Here is a 13,925-nt window from a genome sequence, read left to right on the forward strand (position 1 = left end):
CTGAGCCACCGCGGCGCTGTTCAGTACCGCACAGACAGCCGAAGTCGAGCGAAAATCGCGCCCGCCTCCGGCGCCACCAGGATCCCCGACACCAACGATCGAGGCCGTGGATCACCGAAGGTCGGCCCGCGGCTTCGCTGCAGCGGGTGCATTCGAGTGGTCGTCAGGGAGCTGTATGAACAACAAGAACTCTTCCGGGAATCCGGAAGTGGCTGGAAAGCCGTCGGTCGAAAAATCTGTCACACAACCGGCACCGGCCGGGCGCTCGCGCCGCTTCCGGGTGGACGTGGGCACCATCGTCAGCGTGGTGGCGCTGGCCCAGTCGCTGCTGCTGGTGTCGCTCGGCTACTGGGGCTCGCAGCGGCTGGTGTCGCGCATCGGCGTGTCCGCGCACAAGGCCAACCATGACCGCACCGAAGACAAGGTGCTGGCCTTTCTACAGAAAGCCGAGTCGGTCATCAACGCGGTGGGCACCGCCCCCAGCCTGCAGCCCGCGGGCGAGCACTCCGAAAGAACGGCGGAGCTGCTCTGGACGCTGCTGCAGCAGTCGCCCGAGCTCGACAGCATCTACGTCAGCAACGAGAAGGGCCAGATGCTGATGGCGCTGCGCTACCCGGTGCCGGCCATGCGCCACATCGAGCGTGGCGCAGGCTCCACCACCGAGACCTGGCAGTACAAGCTGCCGCTGGATGCCGAGGCCGACGTGCAGCAGCGCTATGCCACGCAGCGCCTCGAGTCGTTCCGCAGCAACTACAACCCGACGCAGCGCAGCTGGTACGTGCAGGCATGCAAGGCACAGGGGCCCATCTGGACGCAGCCGTACGTGTTCGCAGCCGCGCAGGAGCTTGGCGTGACCTACGCACTGCCCAGCAAGCGCCGCTACGCCGACAGCAGCGCGCAGGCGCTGGTGTCGGCGGGCGACGTGTCGCTCGGGCGGCTGTCGGAATTCGTGCGCCAGTTCAGCAGCGACGGCTACGGCGACAGCGCGCTGCTGAGCGCCGACTTCCGCGTGCTCGCGCGCAGCGACATGCCGGGCGTGCTGCACGAGCTGCAGCCGCCCAGCGGCGTGCTCGGTGCATTGCATGCGCACATGGTGGCCGACGGCACGGCGGGCGGCGGCACCGACACCGAGTTCTCCTTCACCCACGAAGGCCGCCGCTATCTGGTGCAGGCCTCGCGCATTCCCAGCACCGGCTGGCAACTGGTGAGCTGGGTGCCCGAAGACATGCTGCTGGGCGACCTGCATCGCGCGGTGCTGTGGGGCCTGGCGCTGGCACTGGTCTTCCTGGCGATGGCGTTGTTCATGTCGCTGAAGCTGTCGAAGCTGGTGACTGCGCCGGTGGAGAACCTCTCGCACATCGCGCGCCGCATCGGCCTGCTGGAGCTGGACAACCTGCCGCGCGAACCGAGCCGCGTGCTCGAGATCCAGCACCTGGACCAGGCCCTGGACGACTCGGCGCGCAGCCTGAAGGCCTTCAGCAAGTTCGTGCCGGTGGACGTGATCAACCAGCTGATCGACGCGGGCCACACGCTCGCACCCAGCGGCTCACCGCGGCGCGTGACGGTGATGTTCACCGACGTGGAGGGCTTCACCTCGATCTCGGAGTCGCTCGACACCGACGTGCTGGTGGTCATGCTGACCGAGTACTTCAACCTGGCGACGGGCGTGTTCGCGCGGCACGGCGGCGTGGTCGACAAGTTCATCGGCGACGGCATCATGGTGCTGTGGGGCGCGCCCTCCGACCTGAAGGACGCGGAATACAAGGCCTGCCTGGCCGCGCTGGAGCTGCACGTGGAGATGGACGATCTCAACCGCAAGTGGGCGGCACAGAGCCTGCCCGAGTTCCGCACGCGCGTGGGCATCCACACAGGCACGGTGATCGCGGGGGTGCTGGGCTCGAACGATCGGCTGTCGTACACGGCGTTCGGCGACGTGATCAACGTGGCGAGCCGCATCGAGGGCTTCAACAAGCAGCTCGGCACGCAGACGCTGATGTCGGAAACCACCTTCGCCGGGCTGGGCGGCCGGCTTCACACGCGGCGCGTCGAGGAGCAGGCGGAACTGCGCGGCCGGCAGACGCGCATGGTGCTCTACGAGCTGATGACTTCCTAGCGCGGAGCCTGGGCGACGCGCACCAGCACCAGGTCGGCGCTGGTGGCGCCGCCTTGCGTGAGCACGGAGTACTGCGTGTCGTTGATGAACAGAAGCTGGTCGCCGCGCGAGATGCGCGCCGACACGGCGTAGCGCATGCGCGGGTCGATGCGCGCGGCATCCACCTTCAGCTCGTAGGCAAAGGGCACCTGCTTGCCGTTGGCCTTGATGCGCTGCTCGGCAAGCACGGTCGAGGGCGCGTCCATGCGCGACACGTCGAGCAACTGCACCACGACTTCGGCCGCGGGGTCGAGCGCGATGCGTTCGCGGTAGGTGACGGTGCCGCTCACGCGAAGCTGCGCGGCACCGCCTGCAGCTGGCGAAGAAGGCACTGCGCAAGCGCTCAGCAACGAGGCGCCTGCGATGACGGAGAACATGAGGAGGCTGGTGCGTCTTTTCATGCGGCCATTATGCGGAGGCACTTGCGGAGGCACGCTGTGCGGCAAAGGCCACGTACCAGTCCAGGCTGCCGGGGTTTGCCATCGCCTCGCGGTTGACCACCTTCTCGATGGGCTGGCCCAGCAGCAGCTTCTTGATCGGCAGCTCCTGCTTCTTGCCCGAGAGCGTGCGCGGGATCTCGGCCACCTGGAAGATGTCGTTGGGCACGAAGCGCGGCGACAGCGAAGTCTTGATGGCGTTGTTGAGCCGCGTGCGCATGGCGTCGTCGAGCGACACGCCGGGGCGCAGCACCACGAACAGCGGCATGTAGCTGTCGCGGCCCAGGTATTCGAGGTCGACCACCATCGAGTCGAGTACCTCGGGCAGGCCCTCGACGGCGCTGTAGATCTCGCTGGTGCCCATGCGCAGGCCCTGGCGGTTGATGGTGGCGTCGCTGCGGCCGTAGATGATGCAGCCACCGTCCTCGCCGATCCTGATCCAGTCGCCATGGCGCCACACGCCGGGGTAGGTGTCGAAGTAGCTCGACAGGTAGCGCGCATTGCCTTCGTCGCCCCAGAAGTAGAGCGGCATCGACGGAATGGCTTTGGTGCACACCAGCTCGCCGACTTCGCCGATGACCGGCTGGCCCTGCTCGTTCCACGCCTCGACCGCATGGCCGAGTTCGCGGCACTGCATCTGGCCCGGCACTTCGGGCAGGTCGCGGTTGCCGCCGACGAAGGCGCCGCAGAAATCGGTGCCGCCGGAGATGTTGCACCACCACACTTCCTTCGAGCCCGCGTCGAGAATCTGCCTGGAGCCCCATCGCTGCACCTCTTCGGGCAGCGGCGAGCCGGTGCTGCCGAGTGCACGCACGCGCGACAGGTCGCCGCATTCCTTCGCGACAAGGCCGGCCTTCATGCAGTTGGTGAAGTAGGCCGCGCCCGCGCCGAAGAACGTGACCTTGTGCCGCGCCACGAAGCGCCACAGCACGCTCCAGTCGGGCTTCTCCTTGCTGCCCGCCGGGTTGCCGTCGTAGATGCAGATGGTGGCGCCGAAGGCCATGCCCGAAAGCTGCGAGTTCCACATCACCCAGCCGGTGGAGCTGTACCAGTGGTAGCGCTCGCCGAAGTTGTTGGCGCCATAGCTCGCGCCCACGTCGTTGTGCAGGCCGCAGGCGTGCATGGTGAGGATGATGCCGCCCTGCCCGTGCACGATGGGCTTGGGCAGGCCGGTGGTGCCGCTCGAATAGACGATCCAGATCGGGTGGTCGAAGGGCAGCCATTCGGGCTCGAAGGCGGCAACCTCGGCACCGTTGCGGTCGGTGGCCTGCGCCCAGTCGACGTCATGCGGCACCGCGCTGGCGGCGTACGGCGACTTCACGAGCAGCAGCTTCTGCACGCTCGGCAGCTGGCCCCGCAGCTCCTGCAGCACGGCGCTGCGGTCGAGCGGCTTGCCGCCGTAATGAACACCGTCGACGGCGATCAGCACCTTGGGCTCGATCTGGCGGAAGCGGTCGGCCACTGCGGCCGTGCCCATGTCGGGCGCGCACACGCTCCAGATCGCGCCGATGCTGGAGCACGCGAGAAAGGCCACCATGGTCTCGGGCACGTTGGGCATGTAGGCCGCAACGCGATCGCCGCGCTGCACGCCGAGCGACTTGAGCGTGAGCGCCACTGACGCCACCTGGCGGCGCATTTCGGGCCACGACATCTCGCGCACTTCGCCGCGTTCGTTGTCGCTCACGATGGCGGGCATGCCGGCCGCGTGTGCCGCATCGGCATGGCGCAGCACCTCGCGTGCGTAGTTGACCTGGGCGCCCGGGAACCAGCGCGCGCCGGGCATGCGCGATTCGGCGAGCACGGCTGTGTGCGGCGTGGGCGACTCGATGCGGGCGTAGTCCCAGATGCTCTGCCAGAAGGCGTCGAGCTCGGTGACGGACCAGCGCCACAGGGCGTCGTAGCTGTCGAACACGAGGCCGCGCGTCTCGCGCAGCCAGTCTTGATAGAGGCAGATCTGGGGGATGTTGGGAGCGGGCATGGCACGAGCGTAGCGCTGCGAACGACCGTGCTCAATCGGGGTTGACCTCAGGGTTTGTACGCGTGTTCAATGTTTTTGTACAAGCGTTCAATACGCCCTCATGAGCACCCGCACACCTGCCGCAAGGCGCATTACCTCGCGCGCCGCGACGCCGCCCCCCGCCGCAGTCGCCATCGCGACTGCGCGGCCCGATCGCAAGCAGGCGATCCTGCTGGCGGCCGAGAAGCTTTTTGCGCAGCACGGCTACCACGTGGTGACGATCCGCCAGATCGCCGAGGAGGCCGGCGTGCCGCTGGCGCTGGTGGGCTACTACTACGGCCAGAAGCACGAGCTGTTTCACGCGATCTTCGAGCACTGGGGCCACTCCATCGAGGCGCGGCTCGCGGGGCTGGCCGCTGTGAACATCGACCCCGACGACGCGCGCACACTGCCGCGCATCATCGAAGCCTTCACCGCGCCCGTGCTGGCGCTGCGCGCAAGTTCAGAGGGCGAGTACTACGCGCTGCTGGTCGCGCGCGAGCTGTACCACGCCACCGAGGAAGCCGACCGCGTGCTGCGCGCCTACTTCGACCCGCTGGCCGAGGCGTACATCGATGCGCTGCACGTCGCGCTGCCGCATGCCACGCGCAGCCAGGCGGCCTGGGGCTATCAGTTCGCATTGGGCTCGCTGCTGCACCACCTGAACGACAGCCGCATCGAACGGCTCTCGCGCGGCGAGAACACGCGCGCCGACCCGGCCGTGGCGCCGATGCTGGTGAGCTTCATCGTCGGCGGCCTGCGCGCCGCACTGCCGCGGCCCAAGACCCCACGCACGAACAAGACCATCTCCAGGAGACAAAAGCCATGATGAAACGACGCACCCTGCTGTCGGCGCTTGCCGCGACGTCGGCCATTGCCGCGCTGCCTTCGCGCGCCCAGTCCAACCCGAAGATCGTGTTCGGCTACACGGCCGTGACCGACTTCGCCTCGGTGTTCGTGGCGGCCGAAGAGGGCTACTTCAAGAAGCGCAATCTCGAGGTCGAGCTCAAGTTCATCCCGCTGAACTCGACGATCCCGGCGGCGCTGCAGTCCGACTCGCTGCAGATCGGCGGGCCCACGCCCTCGGTGTTCCTGCAGGCGGTGGATGGCGGGCTTGACCTGGTGCTGGTGGCCGGCGGCGGCCTCACCTCGAAGACCATCACCGGCTTCGGCCTGGTGGCGCGCGCGGGCTCGGGCATCAAGAGCCCGCAAGACTGCATTGGCAAGAAGATCGGCGTGCCGGGCCTGGGCGCCTTCCTGCACGTGACCTTCCGCGCATGGCTGAAAGACAGCGGCGTGGACTACCGCAAGGTCAACTTCGTCGAGGCCGCATTCCCGCAGCATGCCGACCTGCTGCGCGGCGGCTCGGTCGATGCAGTGGTGTCGGCCGATCCGTTCATGAGCCGCATCACCGAGAGCGGCGCGGGCTACGTGGCTTCGTACTACTCGACCTTCCTGCCCGAGAACAACCAGACCATCGTGCATGCGGCCAAGCGCGAGTGGGTGGCGAAAAATCCGGCGGCGGCGCGCGCCTTTCGCGAAGCACTGGTCGAGTCTGGCGCGTTCATGCAGCAGCCGAAGAACGACGCCAAGGTGCGCGCTGCCATCGGCAAATACATCAAGCTGCCGCCCGAAGTGCTGGCCAAGGTGCAGATCTCGCCGCCCGGCCCCGTGGTGACGGAAAAGCAGCTCGCCTACTGGACCGGGCTGATGAAGGAGCAGGACATGCTCAAGACGAGCATCGACGTTGCGAAGCTGGTGGCGAAGTGATCTCAGCACCTGCCCCCATCACCGCACGCGCCGCACTGTCGGCGAGCGCCTTTCATTCGCCGGCCAGCCCCACGATGCAAGCCACTCCCTTCCTGCGCTTCGACGGCGTGACCATCCGCCTCGGCGGGCGCGAGATTCTGTCGCCCACCTCATTCGACGTGGCGCGCGGCGAGTTCGTCTGCATCGTCGGCCCCAGCGGCTGCGGCAAGACCACGCTGCTGCGCGCGGCCAGCGGGCTCGTCACCGCGAGCGCGGGCGAGGTGCGGCGCAACGGCGTGAAGATGACCGAGCCTTCGCGCGAAGTCGCTTTCGTGTTCCAGGACTACGGCCGCGCGCTGCTGCCCTGGCGCACGGTGGAAGGCAATGTGAGCCTCGCGCTGGAAGCGGCCGGCGTGCCCGCCGCCGAACGCGCGCCGCGCATCGCCGACGTGCTCGGCAAGGTCGGCCTCGCGAAGCATGCGCAGAAGTTTCCGGTGCAGCTGTCGGGCGGCATGCAGCAGCGCGCGCAGATTGCACGCTGCCTCGCGCAGAAGCCCGAGCTGATGATGATGGACGAGCCTTTCGGCGCGCTCGACGCGCTCACGCGGCAGAGCCTGCAGGACGAGCTCGCGCGACTGGTGCGCGATGACGGGCTCACGGTGCTGTTCGTCACGCACGACCTGGAAGAGGCCATCTACCTCGGTGACCGCGTGATCGCGTTGCAGGCCAACCCGGGGCCGGGGCGGCCGAGTCTCGCGCGGATGATCGACGTGAAGATCCCCCGGCCGCGCGACCAGCTTACGACGAAGGAGCATCCTGAGTACCTGCAGTTGCGGCGTGAACTGTTCGCCTTCATCGAGCAGGGCCATGACTGAGAACCGCCTCTTCCGCTGGCTGCGGCCGTGGGTGTTTCCGGTGGTGCTCGTCGGAGCCTTCGAGTGGTACGCGCGACGTGCAGCCGCGCTGGGCAGCGATGCGCTCGCGCCACCGAGTGCGGCGGCCAAGGCTTTCGTCGGCGCGGCCATGGACGGCTCGCTCTGGCAGGCCACCGGCTTCACGCTCGGCACCGCGGCACTTGGTTTGCTGCTGGGCGCTGTGCTCGGCATCGCATTGGGCCTGGCGCTCGGACTCTCGCGCCGCGCGGCGCAGCTCGGCTCCGTCTCCATCGAGGTGCTGCGCCCGGTGCCTTCGGTCGCGCTGATTCCGCTCGCGATGCTGACCTTCGGCTTCGGCGTGCGCATGGAACTGGCCATCGTGGCGTTTGCCACCTTCTGGCCGCTGCTGGTGCTGGTGCAGTCGGCGGTGCAGCAGATCGAGCCACGGCTGCTCGAAGTCAGCCGCATGCTGGGCCTGTCGGCGCGCGAGCGGGCCTTCAAGATCGTGCTGCCGGCCATCGTGCCGCGCCTGTTCGTCGCGCTGCGGCTGGGCGTGGCAGTGGCGCTGGTGGTGGCCGTGACGGTGGAGATCGCCGCCAACCCGAACGGCATGGGCTACGCGATGATGATCGCGCAGCAGAGCTTCGACCCCGCGCTGATGCTCGCCTGGCTGGGCTGGATCGGGGTGGTGGGCTTCGCAGTCAATGCGGGCATGCTGCTGTTGCAGCGCGTGGTGTCGCGGCGCATGGGGGTGCCGTCATGAGCGGCAACAACAACGATCGCACCGGCCTGAACTGGCTCGGCTCGCTGGGCGTGTTGCTCGCGCTGATCGCGCTGTGGTGGGTCGCGAGCAACGCGGGCTGGGTCAGCCGCGTGTTCCTGCCGACGCCGCAGGCTACCTTCTCCAGCCTGCTCGAAGGACTCAACCTCTCCGGCGAAGGCGGCAACGGCGAACTGCTCGGTTTCACGCAGGCCACTGTGGGCCGGATGATCGAGGGCTGGCTGCTTGCTTCGCTCTTCGGCGTGCTGCTGGGCGCGGCCATCGGCGTGTCGCCCTCGGTGCGTGCGTGGGTGCAGCCGACGCTGGAGTTCATTCGCCCCCTGCCCGCCTCGGCGCTGCTGCCGCTGGCCATTTCGATCTTCGGGCTGAACCCCGGCATGGTGCTCTTCGTGGTCGCCTTCGGCGCGATGTGGCCGGTGCTGCTGGCCACGGTGCACGGCTTCGCGGCGGTGGAGCCGCGCCTGTCGGAAGTGGCGCGCTGCCTGCAGATGTCGCGCGCGGCGTACATCTGGAAGATGGGCTTGCCCAATGCGATGCCCGACATCCTGGCCGGCATGCGGCTCGCGCTGACCATTGCGCTGATCGTCGCGGTGGTGGGCGAAATGATCGCCTCGCAAAGCGGCCTGGGCCAGGCCATTCTGCTGGCAGCACGCGCCTTTCGCGCCAGCGACCTGTTCGCCGGCATCGTGCTGCTTGGGCTCATCGGCTTCGTGAGCAACGCGCTGCTGGCCTTTGCCGAGAAACGCCTGCTGCGCTGGCAGCAGCCCTGATTCCTTCCTCTTCTCTTTCCCTCTCTTTCCTCTTCTTCCAACACGAACACCCCACAAGGAGCCCCGCCATGCCACGCAAATTCGTCGACCTCTCGATCTTTCTCGAAAACGACGTGCTCTCCGACCCGCCGGCCTTCGCACCGAAGATCCAGTACTTCACGCACGAGCAGACCTACGAGCAGATCGAGCCCTTCTTTCCCGGCCTTCAGCGCGAAGACCTGCCCGACGGCGAAGGCTGGGCGGTGGAGCTGGTGCAGCTGTCGACGCACAACGGCACGCACCTCGATGCGCCCTATCACTTCCACTCGACCATGGACAAGGCGCTGGGCGAGAAGAAGCCCGCCATCGCGATCCATGACGTGCCGCTCGAATGGTGCTTCCAGCCGGGCGTGAAGCTCGACTTTCGCCACTTCGCCGACGGCTACGTGGTGACGGCCGACGACGTCGAGGCCGAGTTGAAGCGCATCGGCCACGCGCTGAGTCCGCTGGAGATCGTGGTGGTCAACACGCGCGCCGGCTCGCGCTACGGCAACCCCGACTACGTGTCGGCCGGCGCGGGCATGGGCTACGAGGCGACGATGTACCTGCTTGAGCGCGGCGTGCGCCTCACGGGCACCGACGCATGGAGCTGGGACGCGCCCTTCGTGCACACCGCGAAGAAGTACGGCGAGACGCATGACGCCTCGCTGATCTGGGAAGGCCACAAGGCCGGCCGCGACATCGGCTACTGCCACATCGAGAAGCTGCACAACCTCGAAGTGCTGCCGCCCACGGGCTTCTTCATCAGCTGCTTTCCGCACAAGATTCGCGGCGCGTCGGCGGGGTGGACGCGCGCGGTCGCGATCTTCGACGACGCGCTGATGGCTTCGGTGTGAGGGCCTCTTCACCATGAGCGCACTCAACCACACGCACGACGCCAACGCGCGCAGCTGGGTCGAATCGGCCAATGCAGCGGACAGCGACTTTCCGATCCAGAACCTGCCGCATGCGGTGTTTCGCCGCGCGGGCAGCAGCGAGGCGTTTCGCGGCGGCGTCGCCATCGGCGACCAGGTGCTGGACCTTGCTGCGCTGGCCGCCCAGCAACAGCTCGACGGTCTTGCACTCGATGCGGCGCGAGCGGCCGCGCTGCCCGTGCTGAACGACTTCTTCGCGCTCGGCGGCGCCGCGTGGAAGGCGCTGCGGCACGCGCTCTTCGACCTGCTGAAGAACGACGCACCCGTCGCCACGGTACAGGCCGTGCGCGAATGCCTGGTGCCGCAGGCCGAAGTCGAATACACGGTGCCTGCACGCATCGGCGACTACACCGACTTCTACACCTCGATCGACCATGCGCTGAACATCAGCCGCCTGATGAATCCGGATGGCGACGTGACGCCCAATTTCCGCTGGATTCCGACCGCGTACCACGGGCGCGTGTCGACCATCGGCGTGAGCGGCCAACGCTTCCGCCGGCCGATGGGGCAGGCGATGGCGCCGGGCGCGAAGGCGCCGACGTATCAGGCCTGCGCGCGGCTCGACTACGAGCTGGAGCTTGGCGTGTGGATCGGCAGGGGCAATGCGCAGGGCGAGCCCATTGCGCTCGAACATGCGGAAGAACACATCTTCGGCATCTGCCTGCTGAACGACTGGTCGGCGCGCGACATCCAGTTCTGGGAGATGGCGCCGCTCGGTCCCTTCCTCGCGAAGAACTTCGCAACCACGATCTCGCCATGGATCGTGACGATGGAAGCGCTTGCGCCCTACCGGCAGGCGTGGACGCGGCCAACGAGCGAGCCCCAACCGCTCGCGTACCTGGAGAACGCGAAGAACCGCGCGGGCGGCGCGCTCGACATCCGCCTGGAGGTCTGGCTCGAAAGCGAGAAGGCGCGCAAGGAGAAGACCGGACCGTCGCGCCTGTCGTCCACGAGCTTCAGGCACCAGTACTGGAGCGTCGCGCAGATGGTGACGCACCACACGATGGGCGGCTGCAGCCTGAACCCGGGCGACCTGTTCGGCAGCGGCACGATCTCCGGGCCCGGTGCAGGTGAAGCCGGCGCGATCATCGAGCTGACGCGCGCCGCGCAAAGCCCGGTGACGCTGATCAATGGCGAACAGCGCGGTTTTCTGGAAGACGGCGATGCGGTGCTGCTGCGCGGCTGGTGCGAGAAGCCGGGGCATGCGCGCATCGGGTTTGGGGAGAGCCGGGGGACGGTGTTGGCGGCCAGGGGTTGACGCCGCCGTAAACATTATTTACAGTCCGCCTCCTTCGCGAATTTGCTCGCGTCGATCCGACAACGAAACACACCCACAACCACCACCCGGAAGCCTCTTCGTGAACGCAGCACTGGTCATTGCCAACGACATCGACAACGCGAGCCCGACATCGGGCCTTGCGTTCGCGTGCGGCATGGGCCATGCGATCGGCTTGCAGCAAACGGGCCATCACGCATCACCGGGAGGAGTCGGCGCATAGCGCGCATCTCTTCAGCACTCTTTTCAAGGAGGCCCGGACACCGAATGGTTCCGGGCCTCTTTTCTTTTGCGTCACCATCAACCACAGGGAGAAAACAACCATGCGCAAACTCGTCACCGTCCGCACCGTCGACGCCATCCGCCCCATCCCCGGGGCCGATGCCATCGAATGCGCCATCGTCGAAGGCTGGACCGTCGTCATCAAGAAGGGGGAGTTCGCCGTCGGCGACCGCTGCGTCTTCTTCGAGATCGACGCGTTCCTGCCGCTCGACGATCCACGCTTCGCCTTCCTGGAGAAGGCCGCGATCACCTGGAACGAACAACGCGGCGTGCGGCTGCGCACGATGAAGCTGCGCGGCCAGATCTCGCAAGGGCTGATCCTGCCGCTGTCACAGTTCGCGGAAATCGACGCGCTCGCGCTGGCCGATCCGGCACTGCGCCAGCGCGATTGGGCCGAGCTGTTCGGCATCGGCAAATGGGAGCCGGTGATACCGGCCTGCCTGTCGGGCGAGGTAGAGGGCGCGTTTCCGTCGTTCATTGCCAAGACCGACCAGGAGCGCATCCAGAACCTGCCGGAGGTGCTTGCGGCAAACGACGGGCTTGCGTTCGAGGTCACGGTCAAGCTCGACGGATCGAGCATGACCGTGTTTCACAACGCAGGCGCACTCGGCGTATGCGGGCGCAACTGGCAGTTGCGTGAAACCCCGGGCAACAGCCTGTGGCGGGTGGCGCGGGAAAACCGCCTGCTGGAAGCACTCGCGACGCTGGGCCGCAATGTGGCGCTGCAGGGAGAGATCGTCGGCGAGGGCATCCAGGGCAACCCGGAGAAGCTGCGCGGTCAGCAGTTCCACGTTTTCGATGTGTTCGACATCGACCGCGGCAGCCACTGCGGGATGGATGAGCGCAACGCCGTCGTCGACGCGCTGCGCGTGCTGGGAGCGGGGGTGCGCACCGTGCCGCTGCTCGAAGTGAGCACGCTCGACCGCTTCGGCGGATCGATGGCCGAGGTGCTGGCGTATGCCGAAGGGCCGTCGCTGAACCCGGGCATCTCACGCGAGGGGGTGGTGTTCAAGCGGCTGGACGGCGGGCTGTCGTTCAAGGCGATCTCGAACAGCTACCTGCTGAAGCACTCGGACCGCTGAGCAATCAAGCGCCCAATGAAAAAGGCCACCCGATGAGGTGGCCTTTTTTCTGCAATGTGGAGCGGGAAAAGAGTCTCGAACTCTCGACCTCAACCTTGGCAAGGTTGCGCTCTACCAACTGAGCTATTCCCGCGTGAAGCCTCAGATTATAGGGTGATCTTGAGCCACTTTTCCCGAATCCGGGAAAAAAGTTCGCTCAAGCGTCGAACACCAGCGACCGATGCAGCGACACGCCGGCCATCAGGCCGTCCGCCGAGGCCAGCGTGGCATTGGTGAATTTCATCGAGAGGTCGCCCGCCGCGTAGACGTCGGGCACCGTCGTCATCTTCATGCCGTCGACGCGCAGCACCGGGCCGAAGGGGCCGTCGTCGAAGGCGCAGCCGAGCTGTTCGGCCAGCGGACTGGACGGACGCGTGTGCGGCACCACGTACAGCGCCTCGATCGGCACGAGCCTGCCATCGTCGATGCGCACGCCGGCAAGCTGAGGCGCCGCGCCTTCCAGGCCAACGATGCGCCCCGGCTCGATGGCCACGCCGCGCGACTGCAGCCTCGCGCGCGTCTCGGCATCAGGCCCGTCGCCGCCATTCAGGAAGACCGTGGTCGGGCCCCACTCGTTGATCAGCAGCGAATGGTCCGGCGGATGCCCGCTGTGGAACAGCACGCCCAGTGGACGCCCGCTGAACTCGTAGCCGTGGCAATAGGGGCAGTGCAACACGCTCTTGCCCCAGCGCTCGCTGATGCCGGCGATGTCGGGCAGGCCGTCCTGAATGCCGTACGCCAGAAGCAGCTTGCGGGTCTGGACCTGCTCGCCGTTGTTCAGGGACACCGTGAACCCCTCGGCGCCATCGGAGCTCGCGGCCACCGCACTGCCGCTGACGAACTTGACGGACGGATACGCAAGCAGCTTGTCGCGCGCGTCGGCAATCATCTTCAAGGGCGGCACGCCGTCCTGCCCGAAGAAACCGTGCGACGCCGCGGCAAAGCGGTTGCGCGGCGCACCCGCATCGACGACGCATACGTTCCTTCGTGCGCGCGCCAGCTGCATGGCAGCGGAAAGGCCGGCAAAGCTGCCGCCCACGATCAGAGCGTCATAGCGCATGTTCAATGTCCTTCGATGTAAAGCCGCCGCCCGTCATGCGGCGGTGGAAGTCCCTGGAAAGATCGGCCAGCGTGATGCTGTTGAAACGCCTGAGCAGCAGCGCCTCGGCCTCGTCGCACGCTCCGTCGAGCGCCGCGTTCACGGCCTGCTCGACGATGCAGCCCGGGCTCTCGGTGCGATTGCCCATGGCCAGCAGCGCGGGCGCGCCGACGGCGTTGTGGATGTCGCCCAGCGTCACCGCCGCCAGCGAACACGACAGCACCCAGCCGCCGCCATGGCCCTTGGCCGAGCTGACGAACCCCGCCTGCCGCAGGCCGGCCATGAGGCGGCGCACGACGACCGGGTTGGTGTGCATCGCGGCCGCGAGCGACTCGGAAGTGACGGGGTCGTTCATCTCGGCCATGTGCAGGAGCACGTGGAGAACGGCTGAAAGCTTGCTGTCTCGTTTCATGCAACATTATGAGTTGCATATG

The 13,925-nt window shown here is 67.2% G+C and carries 14 protein-coding genes and 1 tRNA gene; 10 read left to right on the forward strand and 5 right to left on the reverse strand.

Features of this window, described 5'->3' with window-relative positions:
- The first annotated feature begins 175 nt into the window (after positions 1–175).
- The gene (locus tag BLV60_RS20060; RefSeq protein ID WP_093057039.1) at positions 176–2,113 is read left to right on the forward strand and encodes an adenylate/guanylate cyclase domain-containing protein; all 1,938 of its coding nucleotides are present in this window, start codon (positions 176–178) and stop codon (positions 2,111–2,113) included.
- On the opposite strand, the gene BLV60_RS20065 is transcribed toward BLV60_RS20060, so the two are convergent.
- On the reverse strand, positions 2,110–2,553 hold the full coding sequence (locus BLV60_RS20065; RefSeq protein ID WP_256329361.1) for a YbaY family lipoprotein: 444 nt from the start codon (positions 2,551–2,553) through the stop codon (positions 2,110–2,112). The two genes, BLV60_RS20060 and BLV60_RS20065, sit on opposite strands and share 4 nt — an antisense overlap.
- A 7-nt stretch (positions 2,554–2,560) precedes the next feature.
- Positions 2,561–4,567, reverse strand: a complete 2,007-nt coding sequence (locus BLV60_RS20070) for an acetoacetate--CoA ligase (protein WP_093057041.1) — start codon at positions 4,565–4,567, stop codon at positions 2,561–2,563.
- Positions 4,568–4,667: 100 nt separating this feature from the next.
- Here BLV60_RS20070 and BLV60_RS20075 point away from each other — a divergent pair, with 100 nt between their 5' ends.
- The 9 genes from BLV60_RS20075 to BLV60_RS20110 all read left to right on the forward strand — a co-directional run bounded on the left by BLV60_RS20075 (position 4,668) and on the right by BLV60_RS20110 (position 12,353).
- Complete coding sequence (locus tag BLV60_RS20075; protein ID WP_093057042.1) at positions 4,668–5,414, forward strand: TetR/AcrR family transcriptional regulator; 747 nt, start codon at positions 4,668–4,670, stop codon at positions 5,412–5,414.
- Positions 5,411–6,355 carry an ABC transporter substrate-binding protein gene (locus BLV60_RS20080; protein WP_093057043.1) on the forward strand — a complete coding sequence of 315 codons (945 nt, stop codon included), beginning with the start codon at positions 5,411–5,413 and terminating at the stop codon, positions 6,353–6,355. Before BLV60_RS20075 ends, BLV60_RS20080 begins: the two co-directional genes overlap by 4 nt.
- Complete coding sequence (locus BLV60_RS20085; RefSeq protein WP_093057044.1) at positions 6,352–7,209, forward strand: ABC transporter ATP-binding protein; 858 nt, start codon at positions 6,352–6,354, stop codon at positions 7,207–7,209. The genes BLV60_RS20080 and BLV60_RS20085 overlap by 4 nt, the downstream gene beginning before the upstream one ends.
- Entirely contained in the window at positions 7,202–7,972 is a 771-nt protein-coding gene (locus tag BLV60_RS20090) for an ABC transporter permease (protein WP_093057045.1), read from the forward strand. The genes BLV60_RS20085 and BLV60_RS20090 overlap by 8 nt, the downstream gene beginning before the upstream one ends.
- Complete coding sequence (locus BLV60_RS20095) at positions 7,969–8,760, forward strand: ABC transporter permease (RefSeq protein ID WP_093057046.1); 792 nt, start codon at positions 7,969–7,971, stop codon at positions 8,758–8,760. The genes BLV60_RS20090 and BLV60_RS20095 overlap by 4 nt, the downstream gene beginning before the upstream one ends.
- A gap of 68 nt (positions 8,761–8,828) precedes the next feature.
- The gene (locus tag BLV60_RS20100; protein ID WP_093057047.1) at positions 8,829–9,635 is read left to right on the forward strand and encodes a cyclase family protein; all 807 of its coding nucleotides are present in this window, start codon (positions 8,829–8,831) and stop codon (positions 9,633–9,635) included.
- A 13-nt stretch (positions 9,636–9,648) separates the two neighbouring features.
- Entirely contained in the window at positions 9,649–10,971 is a 1,323-nt protein-coding gene (gene fahA / locus BLV60_RS20105) for a fumarylacetoacetase (protein ID WP_093057048.1), read from the forward strand.
- A gap of 100 nt (positions 10,972–11,071) precedes the next feature.
- Entirely contained in the window at positions 11,072–11,212 is a 141-nt protein-coding gene (locus BLV60_RS34445) for a hypothetical protein (protein ID WP_176928840.1), read from the forward strand.
- A 100-nt stretch (positions 11,213–11,312) separates the two neighbouring features.
- A complete protein-coding gene (locus BLV60_RS20110; RefSeq protein ID WP_176928841.1) occupies positions 11,313–12,353 on the forward strand; it encodes an RNA ligase (ATP) in 1,041 nt (346 codons plus the stop codon).
- 57 nt (positions 12,354–12,410) lie between these two features.
- Here the strand turns inward: BLV60_RS20110 and BLV60_RS20115 are convergent.
- The 3 genes from BLV60_RS20115 to BLV60_RS20125 all read right to left on the reverse strand — a co-directional run bounded on the left by BLV60_RS20115 (position 12,411) and on the right by BLV60_RS20125 (position 13,903).
- Positions 12,411–12,486, reverse strand: a tRNA-Gly gene (locus BLV60_RS20115).
- Positions 12,487–12,549: 63 nt separating this feature from the next.
- Positions 12,550–13,452, reverse strand: coding sequence for an NAD(P)/FAD-dependent oxidoreductase (locus BLV60_RS20120; protein WP_093057050.1), 903 nt, complete (start codon positions 13,450–13,452; stop codon positions 12,550–12,552).
- Complete coding sequence (locus BLV60_RS20125; RefSeq protein ID WP_093057051.1) at positions 13,442–13,903, reverse strand: RrF2 family transcriptional regulator; 462 nt, start codon at positions 13,901–13,903, stop codon at positions 13,442–13,444. The genes BLV60_RS20120 and BLV60_RS20125 overlap by 11 nt, the downstream gene beginning before the upstream one ends.
- Between the last annotated feature and the right edge of the window lie 22 nt (positions 13,904–13,925).

Source organism: Variovorax sp. YR634 (genome assembly GCF_900106655.1).
In the GTDB taxonomy this organism is placed as follows: Bacteria; Pseudomonadota; Gammaproteobacteria; order Burkholderiales; family Burkholderiaceae_C; genus Variovorax.